This window comes from Bordetella genomosp. 1 (assembly GCF_002261335.1).
In the GTDB taxonomy this organism is placed as follows: domain Bacteria; phylum Pseudomonadota; class Gammaproteobacteria; order Burkholderiales; family Burkholderiaceae_B; genus Bordetella.
Map to the genome: position 1 here is coordinate 331,608 of NZ_NEVL01000001.1, position 10,163 is coordinate 341,770.

Genomic DNA, 10,163 nt, shown 5'->3' on the forward strand with positions numbered 1-10,163 from the left:
GATCATGCTAGCGAGGGGCGGGGCCGGGTTCTGCCCGGAAAGCGCAAGCGGCGTTCCGAATCCGCAGCGCGCCGGCTCAGTGCGTGGCGGCGCGCAGCGTGTCGGAGGGCAGGCAGCCGTAGCGCTTGCGATAGTGGTGCGCGAAATGCCCGAAGCTGGTGACGCCATGGTCGAGCAGGATGTCGGTGACGCTCGCGCCCGCGGCTGCGGACTGCAGCGCCGCGTGCACGCGCGCGAGCCGCTGGTTGCGCATGAAGTCGCTCGGATTCTGGCCGAGGAAACGCACGAAGCCATTCTGCAGCGTGTGCACCGACACGCCGCAGTGCGCCGCCAGCTGGGCCAGCGGAATGGTGCCGTCGGCGTGCTGGTCGATGTAGTCGCGTGCGCGCCGGACGTGTGCCGGCAGCGGCTGGCGCCGGTCCTGCGCGAGCGCCTCGCTGTAGTTGTGCGGCAGTTGCATGAGCAACAGGGAGGCGAGGTAGTCGGTGAAGCCCGCCGACAGGGTCTGCGACACGCCGTCGAGGCTCGGCTGGGCGTAGAGCTGGCAGAGGTAGTCGAGCGTGGCGCGCACCGCGGTGGCGCCGGGATGTTGCGCGGGCACGTCCACGTCGAACACCAGCGGCTGGCGCAGCGGTCGTTGCAGCAGGTCTTGCAGGTGCCGCTCGAGCGTGGGGCGCTCGAGCCGCAGGATCAGGCTGCGGCAGTCCTTGCCGATGCGGATCACGCTGCGTTCGGAAGGCGAGGAGACGGTGAGGCTGCCGGCCCGCAGATCGGCGCGCCGCTCGCCCAGGCGCACCTCGCCGCTGCCCTGCAGCGTGGCGCGCACCAGGTAGCAGCTGGCGATGTCGCCCGCGTCGATCTCCACCGCGGCGCCGTAATGCAGGTCGTACAGCGCGGTGGTGCCGAAGCGCACGCCGTAGAGCCGCGAGTGCAGGTCTTCGCCCGCGCCGACCTGCATGCGATGCGACCACAGATGCTGGCTCACCTGGTCCTTGACCTCGGCGGCGTTGGCCGACTGGAGCAGGCAATGGCGGTGCAGGGGATAGCGTTCTTCGGGCATGCTTTCCTTCGCAAAGGGAACAGGCATTGCGCGCGCGGTACAGCTGCGCGGCGGGGTGGGCCGTAAAACGATGGGACGCAACAGAAGACTGGTGTACGGCATTACCGCGCCAGCTTCATACAAGGGGAAACCATGATTGCCGACACCCGCGGGAGCGCCCCGTCGAGAAGTCATGCCTACGAGTGGTACGTCGTGCTGATCTGCATGCTGGCGTACATCTTTTCGTTCGTGGACCGGCAGATCCTGGCCTTGATGATCGAACCCATCAAGCGCGACCTGCAGCTCTCGGACACGCAGTTCAGCCTGCTGCACGGGCTGGCCTTCTCGCTCTTCTATGCCGTGATGGGCCTGCCCATCGCGGTGCTGGCGGACCGCTACTCGCGGCCCCGCATCATCGCCATCGGCGTGGCCTTCTGGAGCATCGCGACCGCGGCCTGTGGCCTGTCGCGCAGCTTCGCGCACATGTTCCTGGCGCGCATCGGCGTGGGCGTGGGCGAGGCCGCGCTCTCGCCCGCCGCGTATTCGATGATGAGCGACATGTTCCCGCGCGACAAGCTCGGGCGCGCGGTCGGGGTGTATTCGATCGGCGCGTTCGTGGGCGGCGGGCTGGCGTTCCTGATCGGCGGCTACGTGATCGATCTGCTCAAGACGGTCGAGAGCGTGGCGGTGCCGTGGGGCACGATGAAGCCGTGGCAGCTGACCTTCTTCATCGTCGGGCTGCCGGGGGTGCTGGTGGCCCTGCTGATCCTGATCACCGTGCGCGATCCGGTGCGGCGCGGCCTGCGTGTCGATGCCAGCGGGCAGGCCGCGCGCCCGGGCATGGGCGTGACCATGCGCTTCCTGGGCCGCCACCGCGCCACGTTCGCCTGCCATTACCTGGGCTTCTCGTTCTACGCGATGATTCTGTTCTGCCTGCTCGGCTGGGCGCCGGCGTACTACATGCGCAACTTCGGCATGACGCCCACGCAGGTGGGCTACATGCTGGGCGTGGTGGTGCTGGTCACCAACACCGCCGGCGTGTTCTGCGGCGGCTGGCTGATGGACTGGCTGGCGCGGCGCGGACGGCGCGATGCGCCGCTGCGCGCGGGCGTGATCGGCGCCTGCGCGATGGCCGTGCCGGCGGTCGCGTTCACGCAGGTCGGCAACCTGTATGCCTCGGTGGCGCTGCTGGTGCCGGCGATGTTCTTCGCGTCGTTTCCGATGCCCACCTCGACCGCGGCCATGCAGATCCTTCCGCCCAATCAGTTGCGCGCGCAAATATCTGCGCTGTTCCTGCTGGTGTCGAACCTGATCGGCCTGGGCCTGGGCACGACGCTGGTGGCGCTGTTGACCGACCGGGTGTTTCGCACGCCCGCCGCCGTGGGCGACTCGATGGCGGTGCTGATCGCGTGTGCCACGCTGGCCTGCATCGTGCTGCTGGGTGCCGGTTGCGGCGCGTATCGCCGCAGCCTGGCGCGCGAGGGCCATGACGACGCGGCCGAGGCGCAGGCGGGGGGTGTCGGCGCGACGGCCGTGCAAGCGCCGGTGCCGGTGCCGGTGCCCGCGCCCGCGCCCGCGCCCGTTGTGGCGACGCCGCGCTGATGCCGCGTCGTCGCTGCGTGCCGCGCGCCGCCGGTTCGCTTTCGCGGCGCGACGCCTGCGGGCGTGGGCGCTCGTCGCGGCCGCGGCGCACAAGTGCATGCACATGGCAGGCCGGGTGAGCGGCCCACACGGGCATGCGGCGGGCCATGCACCCCGATCGTGCAGGGTTCGGCGGCTTGGGCGCAACATATGTTGCATTGCGCCGTGAAACTATTCATTAATTCGCGAATGTCTGCGCAACATGAAGGGTTTTCTCCATTTCCCTGACAAAAATTCAACGTAAAATCCGCGAGTGGTTGCGATGCATAGGCGCGCTGCCTTTCATCTGGGATGTACGTGGATCTCATCACCCTTTACCTCCTTGCGGTCGGAACGCTCCTGGTCAGCGCCGGCATGACGTATTGGGAACACCGCTCCAGTCCCAAGCGCAGCCGGGAGCTGCGCATTCTGGCGGCCGGTTTCGCCACCCTCGCCCTGGGTTGCGCGGCGGTGCTATACCGCCGCGACATGCCCGCGCCCTGGGGCTCCGCGATCAGCAACCTGATCGTGCTGTCCGGCTATCTGCTCATCCTGTCCGGCGTGGCCGCGCTCAGCGGCCGGCGCTATCGTCTCCTGCCCGCCGTGGTGCTGGTGGGCATGGCGCTCGTCTGGGCCATCGGCGGCAGTCGCTGGCAGGAAGTGATCTGGGCCTACATCAGCTCGGTGCCCATCGCGTTCCTCAGCGGGCTGACCGCGTGGGAGATGCTGCGCTGCCATTCGCTGCGCTCGTTCACGCCGCGCGTCATCGTGGTCGCGCTGGCCGGCATCCACACGCTCACCTACGCCGCCCGTGCGTTGATCCTGCCCTGGCTGGTGGCCGAGCATGGCGTGGCCATGCAGGCGCTCGCCAGCAAGATCACGATCTATGAGGGCGTGCTGTATTCGGTGGTGCTGCCCATGACGCTGCTCAAGCTCATCCGCGAGGAAACGCATGGCCAGCTGCTGCGCGAGTCGCAGACCGATTACCTGACCCGGCTGGGCAACCGCCGCTGGTTCTTCGAGGAAGGCTCGCGCCTGCTGCAGCTGGCGCGCGGCCGCGGCCCGATGGCCGTGCTGGTGTTCGACCTGGATCACTTCAAGCGCACCAACGATCTGTACGGCCACCAGACCGGCGACAAGGTGCTGCGCGCGTTCGCCGACATCGCGCAGGAGCTGGCGGGGCCGCGCGTGCTGCTGGCGCGCATCGGCGGCGAGGAGTTCGCGGCGCTGCTGATGGGCGAGGACGCGTTGCGCGCGCGGCTGCTGGCCGACGCGATCCGGCGCCGCTTCGCCGACACCATCCCGCTGCATCCGGACACCCAGGGCGTCTCGACCACGGTCAGCATCGGCCTGGCGCCGTTCGACGACGCGGCGCCCGCGCTGGTCGATGCGCTGGCCGCGGCCGACCGCGCGCTCTATCGCGCCAAGTCGCTGGGCGGCAATCGGGTCGAGACGGCTCAGGCGGCCGCCCAGGCCGCGGCGGCCTGACGCGCAGTTTGAGTGTGTTCGCGCCGGCTCAGCCGCCGGCGGGGGTGACCGTGGCCGGCGTGACGACGGCCGGCGCACCGATGCCGGCGCCATCCTGCAGATGCAGCACGCCGAGCAGCGCGACGAAGCCCACCGTGGCCACGAACCAGTAGCGCACGGGCCAGAACAGTCGCAGCGGCAACCGGAACAGGCCCGGCGTGGCTTCGGCGGCCGCCAGCATCGCGTCGAGACGGCCCGCCGGCAGGCGCAGCGCCAGCCACTGGGGCAGTTCGCGCTGCATGCGTTGCAGGTCCGCGGCATGGGTGTAGGCGTTCCACCAGCGCGGCCGCTTGATGCGGCGCACCTGCCGTAATGTTTCCTCGAGATCGCGACGCAGCGCGGGCGGATAGGCCGCGTGGATCTCGCCCTGGCGCTCCAGGGCATAGACGAACATCGACATGGGCCGCAGGGTGCGCCTGCTGGCGCTGATGCGTTCCCAGCCGAAGCGCTGGGCGCCGTCGGTGTAGAGCGCCAGGCGGTCGTCGGGGGCTTCCGTGAGCGCGTCCAGCAGCGCCTGCGACAGCTGCTCCTGAACTTCGGCATCCTGCAGGACCGGATCGGCGTCGATCTGGCGCCAGAGCGTGGGCAGCTCGCGCGCGTCCGCCTGCATCAGCGCGTCGCGCCAGTCGGCGATGGCCGCGTCAGGCACGGCCTGCGGCGGGTCGGAGTCGGGAGTGTGAGTCAGTGCCATGTCGGAATGCCGCAGCCCATGGCCGCCGGTTCGGTGCGATACCGGCAAACAGCTTCGGGGTGCTACGAGGTTGCGCCGGCAACGAATGGCCGGGCGCCCAACTATACCCGGCGGCGGGCCCGCGCGCCGACCGGCCGGGCCGCATTGTTGTTCAGGCGCCGCGATCCGGCCGCTTGCGCGGGCCCCGGGCGCGCGGCGGGATGCCGATGCGCGGGTCGCGCTGCCGCACGCATTCGGCCAGCCGGGCGGCGGTGGCCTCGAACGCCTCGTGGCCCTGCGGCACGTAGAGCCACTTCCCCAGCACGGGGTGCGGCTGCAGGGCGGGCAGCTCGGCCATCAGCGCCGGGTGGTGGACGTGCGCGGTGCAGACCAGCAGCCCGTCCCAGGGCTCGCCCCGGTCGGCGACGGCCAGGCAGAGGTTGCCGTCGAGATAGGCGGCCTCGCAGCCGAACATGCGGCGTTGTTCGTAGCCGGGATCGGCCGCGAGGGGCTCGAAGATCCAGAGCAGCGAGTGCGGGCGCGGGGCGCGTTGCCGGGGCGGCGCATCGAACAGTGAGGGGCGGCGGGGCATGCGGGGGATTCCAGCGGATGGGTCGGGCGGGCGGCGCGCCCCTGGGCAGGGCTCGCCGTTGCAGGCGCCCCTGGGCAGGAGCGCGCGGCCACGCCGTTTCCCGGCGTGGCCGCGCGAGGCGGGCTACTCGATGTGCGGATGCCGGTCGGCCAGGCGCTGGCGCCGTTCGCGCAGCTTGTCGAGCTGGGCTTCGAGGGTGGCGATCTCCTCGTCCACGTCCTGCACGGTCTGCTCGATGTGGTCGTAGGCCTGTTGCAGCAGGGCCTTCGCCTCGCTGCGGCTCGACGCGTTCGGCGTGTCGCCGCGCAGCGGCTTGTTGGCCGTCTCGGGCAGGAAGAACGAGGTGACGAGGCCGACCACGGCTGCGCCCATCAGATAGAACGCCGGCATCATCAGGTTGTCGGTTTCCTCGACCAGCCAGGCGGTGATGGTGGGCGTGAGGCCGGCCACGATGACGGCGATGTTGAACGAGCTCGCCAGCGCGCTGTAGCGGATGCGGGTCGGGAACAGCGCCGGCAGGGTTGAGGCCATGATGCCGATCATGCAGTTCAGGAAGATCGCGATCAGCAGCAGGCCCAGGAAGATCAGCGCGGTGTTGTTGCTGCCGATGAGGCCGAATGCGGGGATGGCGGAAATCAGCAGGCCCAGGCTGCCCACGAGCAGGAACGGCCGGCGCCCGACCTTGTCGCTCAGCAGGCCCACCACCGGCTGCACGAACAGCATGCCGACCATGACCACCACGATGATGAGCACGCCGTGCCCTTCGGTGTAGCCCAGGCTGCTGGAGAGATAGGTGGGCATGTAGGTGAGCAGCATGTAGTAGGTGATGTTGGTCACCAGCACCACGCCCACGCTGATCATCAGGGCCTTGCGGTATTTCGCGAAGATCTCGCGGAACGACACCGTGGGGCGTTCCTGGACCGCGTCGCGGTCTTCCTTTTCCATCTTCTCGAGCTGCTGCGTGAAGGCCGGCGTTTCTTCGGCCGCGTGCCGCAGGTACAGGCCCAGCAGGCCGAGCGGACCGGCCAGGAAGAACGGCAGGCGCCAGCCCCAGTCGAGGAAGGTCTGGTCGCCGAGGATGGTCTGCAGCACCACCACCAGACCGGCGCCGAGCACGAAGCCCGCGATCGACCCGAAGTCGAGCCAGCTGCCCAGGAAGCCGCGCTGCCGGTCGGGCGCGTATTCCGCCACGAAGATCGCCGCGCCGGTGTATTCGCCGCCCACCGAGAAGCCCTGCGCCAGCTTGCACAGCAGCAGCAGGATCGGGGCCCACAGGCCGATCGATTCGTAGGAGGGGATCAGCCCGATGCAGAAGGTGCTGATCGCCATGATGATGATGGTGAGCGACAGCACTTTCTGCCGCCCGAACTTGTCGCCCATCACGCCGAAGAACACCCCGCCCAGCGGCCGCACCAGGAACGGCACGGAGAAGGTGCCGAGCGCGGCGATGGTCTGGACGGCGGGCGAGGCGTCGGGAAAGAACACCTTGCCGAGCGCGAACGCCACGAAGCCGTACACGCCGAAGTCGAACCACTCCATGGCGTTGCCGAGGGCGGCGGCCGTGACGGCCTTCTTGAGTTTGCTGTTGTCGATGACCGTGATGTCGCCGATCTGCAGGGGCCGGCCCTGCTGCTGGGATGCTTGTGTTGTTTGATTCATGTTCGGGCTTCCCGTGGTATGCAAGACAATGCTGCTCGTGGACTCGAAACCACCGTGGGCTATCTTGCCTCGCGGCGGTCGCGGCGGCAACTGCCGCTGCGCCAAGCCGTTGCGCGCGCATCTACCGGTCGATCATACGTGGCCCGCGACGGCCCAGGATGACAGGCACCTGACTGAAGTGCGCGGCCGAAATACCTTGTTGCGCCTGTAGCCACCCTGCCGAAGTTCGCAGGTTTAGTAAGATTTCCCCATCCGTTCCCGGCCCTCGGCCCCCGTCAGGAATCCGCCCCATCATGCGTCGCATCCGCACGCCCAGCATGGCCGCGCTCAGCGCCTTCGAGGCCGCGGCGCGTCACGAAAGCTTCACCCTGGCCGCGCGCGAGCTGTCGCTGACCGAGAGCGCGATCTCGCGCCAGATCGGCGTGCTCGAGGAAAACCTCAACGTCTCGCTGTTCGTGCGCGTCAAACAGCGCGTGGTGCTGACCAAGTCCGGCCGGCTCTACAGCGAGCAGGTGCGCGCCGCGCTGCGCGCGCTCGAGAAGGACACGCTCTCGATCGCCGCCCACGGCAGCGGGCGCGGCAATCTCGAGCTGGCGGTGCTGCCCACCTTCGGCATCGAATGGCTGATCCCGCGCCTGGCCCGGTTCTACGCCCAGTACCCCAGCGTGCGCATCAACATGGGCGTGCGCACCCACCCGTTCTCGTTCGAGGAAGAACACTTCGACGCCGCCATCCATCACGGCAAGCCGGTCTGGCCGCACGCCACCTCCGACCTGCTGTTCGGCGAAACCATGATCGTGGTGGCGCGCGGCGCTCTGATCGGCGACCGCATCCGGGAGGCGGCCGATCTGCTCAAGTTTCCCTTGCTCTATTCCACCACCCGGCCCGAGTCCTGGCGCCAGTGGTTCGACGCCGCCGGCGTGCACGAGCCGCTCGCGCCGGCCCAGAGCGCGGGCTTCGAGCTGCAGTCGATGGTGGTGCGGGCCGCCGAGGCGGGACTCGGCATCGCGCTGGTGCCGGCCTTCTTCGTGCCCGAGTCGGCCTGGCGCAATGGCCTGGTGCGCGCGCATCCGATGGAAATGCCGGGCGATGATGCCTACCAGCTGGTCTATCCCAGCACCCTGCGCAGCAACTACGCGCTGGAATGCTTCCGCAGCTGGATCCTGGACGAGGCGCGGCGCTACGTCGAAGAGAGCGGCGCGCCCGCCGGCACGCCGGGCTAACGGCGGCGCTGGGCGGCCGCCTCGCGGGAGCGGCCGGCCGCGGTGCTCACACCCTTTCGAGCCGCGAGTTGGCGAGTTTTCTGCATCAATCGCCTCCCGGGCTTCCCTGGTATGCGCGCGACTTGATGCGTTGAGCGCATTACCTGGCAATTTTTAATCGCTTTACCGCGCGCCCCGCGGTGGAAACAATGAATGCCTGACGCCCGGCCTGCGCCGGGGCGATCCTTCGGGCCGGCGCGCCGGCCCCGCATTCCATTGGAGATTCCCGCATGAACGGCGCCAAGAGCCTGGTCCAGACCCTGCTTGCTTCCGGGGTGGACACGTGTTTTGCCAATCCCGGCACCAGCGAGATGCACTTCGTGGCCGCGCTCGACCAGATCCCTGGCATGAAATGCGTGCTCGGCCTGCAGGAAAACGTGGTCACCGGCATGGCCGACGGCTACTTCCGCATCGCGCGCAAGCCGGCCTGCACGCTGCTGCACTGCGGCCCGGGCCTGGCCAACGGCATGGGCAACCTGCACAACGCGCGCCGCGCGCGCAGCGGCATCGTCAACATCGTCGGCGACCAGGCCATCTACCATCGCCCCTACGACGCGCCGCTGACGGCCGACACCACCGGCATGGCGCAGACCGTGTCGCAGTGGGTGCGCACCGGCACCAGCGCCGGCCAGCTGGGCCGCGATGCGGCCGAGGCGGTCAGCGCGGCCCGCACCTTTCCCGGCCAGATCGCCACCCTGATCCTGCCGGCCGACGTGTCGTGGAACGAGGGCGGCGCGGTCGGCGCGCCCATCGCCCCGGCCGCGCCGCCGGCCATCGATCACAACGCCGTCGAGAACGCCGCGCGCACGCTGCGCCAGCATGGCCGCGACACGCTGATCCTGCTGGCCGGCCCGGCCGTGCAGGCCGATGCGCAACGGCTGGTCTGGCGCGTGGCCCAGGCCACCGGCGCGGCGCTGCTGGCCGACTACGTGAACGGCCACGTGGCGCGCGGCCGGGGGCGCCTGCCGCTCGAACGCGTGCCCTACACCATGGAAGCCGCGACCCGCGCGCTGCAGGATTACCGCCACATCATCCTGGTGAACGCCAAGCCGCCGGTGGGCTTCTTCGGCTATCCCGGCATGCCCTCGATCCAGTACGCGGCCGATGCCCAGCTGCAGGTGCTGTCGCGCCCCGACCAGGATCCGCTCGAGGCGCTGGACGCGCTGGTGCGTGCGCTCGACGCGCCGCAGGCCGAGATCCCCGATCCGGGCCCGCGCCCCGAGGCCGCGCGCGGCGCGCCCAGCCCCGAGGGCCTGGCGCAGACGGTCGCCGCGCTGATGCCGGACCACGCCATCGTGTCGGATGAGAGCGTGTCGTACGGCCGCGGCTTCTACAAGTTCACCCACGCCGCGCCGCCCAACGACTGGCTGCACCTGGCCGGCGGCGCGATCGGCGACGGCCTGCCGGTGGCGACCGGCGCGGCCATCGCCGCGCAGCGCCAGCGCCGCGTGATCAGCCTGCAGGCCGACGGCTCGGCCATGTATTCGCTGCAGTCGCTGTGGACCCAGGCGCGCGAACGCCTGCCGGTGACCACCATCATCCTCAACAACAGCAAATACAACATCCTCATCGGCGAGTACAAGAACGTGGGCGCGGTGCCGGGCGAGACGGCCATGAGCATGCTGGACCTCGGCAATCCCGGCATCAGCTGGACCGGGCTGGCCAATGCGATGGGCGTGGAGGCCGCGCGCGCCACCACGCTGGAGCAATGCGCCGACCTGCTGCGCGCCAGCTTCACCAAGGACGCGCCCTTCCTGATCGAACTGATGGTCTGACCGGCCAGGCTCGGAAAGA

Annotated in this window: 8 protein-coding genes; 4 read left to right on the forward strand and 4 right to left on the reverse strand. The window is 69.6% G+C overall.

Annotated features, from left to right (window positions below; all coding sequences use genetic code 11):
- Positions 1-76 precede the first annotated feature (76 nt).
- Positions 77-1,060 (reverse strand): AraC family transcriptional regulator, encoded by a 984-nt coding sequence (locus tag CEG14_RS01500; protein ID WP_094824588.1) that lies wholly within the window; start codon positions 1,058-1,060, stop codon positions 77-79.
- 132 nt (positions 1,061-1,192) lie between these two features.
- On the opposite strand from CEG14_RS01500, the gene CEG14_RS01505 reads away from it, so the two are divergent.
- Together CEG14_RS01505 and CEG14_RS01510 are read left to right on the forward strand one after the other, a co-directional pair.
- A complete protein-coding gene (locus tag CEG14_RS01505) occupies positions 1,193-2,641 on the forward strand; it encodes a spinster family MFS transporter (RefSeq protein ID WP_094824589.1) in 1,449 nt (482 codons plus the stop codon).
- Between the two features lie 330 nt (positions 2,642-2,971).
- Entirely contained in the window at positions 2,972-4,147 is a 1,176-nt protein-coding gene (locus tag CEG14_RS01510) for a GGDEF domain-containing protein (protein ID WP_094824590.1), read from the forward strand.
- A 28-nt stretch (positions 4,148-4,175) separates the two neighbouring features.
- On the opposite strand, the gene CEG14_RS01515 is transcribed toward CEG14_RS01510, so the two are convergent.
- The 3 genes from CEG14_RS01515 to proP all read right to left on the reverse strand — a co-directional run bounded on the left by CEG14_RS01515 (position 4,176) and on the right by proP (position 7,107).
- Positions 4,176-4,877, reverse strand: coding sequence for a hypothetical protein (locus CEG14_RS01515; protein ID WP_094824591.1), 702 nt, complete (start codon positions 4,875-4,877; stop codon positions 4,176-4,178).
- 151 nt (positions 4,878-5,028) lie between these two features.
- Positions 5,029-5,448 carry a hypothetical protein gene (locus tag CEG14_RS01520; RefSeq protein WP_094824592.1) on the reverse strand — a complete coding sequence of 140 codons (420 nt, stop codon included), beginning with the start codon at positions 5,446-5,448 and terminating at the stop codon, positions 5,029-5,031.
- Positions 5,449-5,571: 123 nt separating this feature from the next.
- A complete protein-coding gene (proP, locus tag CEG14_RS01525) occupies positions 5,572-7,107 on the reverse strand; it encodes a glycine betaine/L-proline transporter ProP (RefSeq protein WP_094824593.1) in 1,536 nt (511 codons plus the stop codon).
- Between the two features lie 293 nt (positions 7,108-7,400).
- On the opposite strand from proP, the gene CEG14_RS01530 reads away from it, so the two are divergent.
- On the forward strand, positions 7,401-8,330 hold the full coding sequence (locus CEG14_RS01530; protein ID WP_094824594.1) for a LysR substrate-binding domain-containing protein: 930 nt from the start codon (positions 7,401-7,403) through the stop codon (positions 8,328-8,330).
- A 269-nt stretch (positions 8,331-8,599) separates the two neighbouring features.
- Entirely contained in the window at positions 8,600-10,144 is a 1,545-nt protein-coding gene (locus tag CEG14_RS01535) for an acetolactate synthase large subunit (protein WP_094824595.1), read from the forward strand.
- Positions 10,145-10,163: the final 19 nt, after the last annotated feature.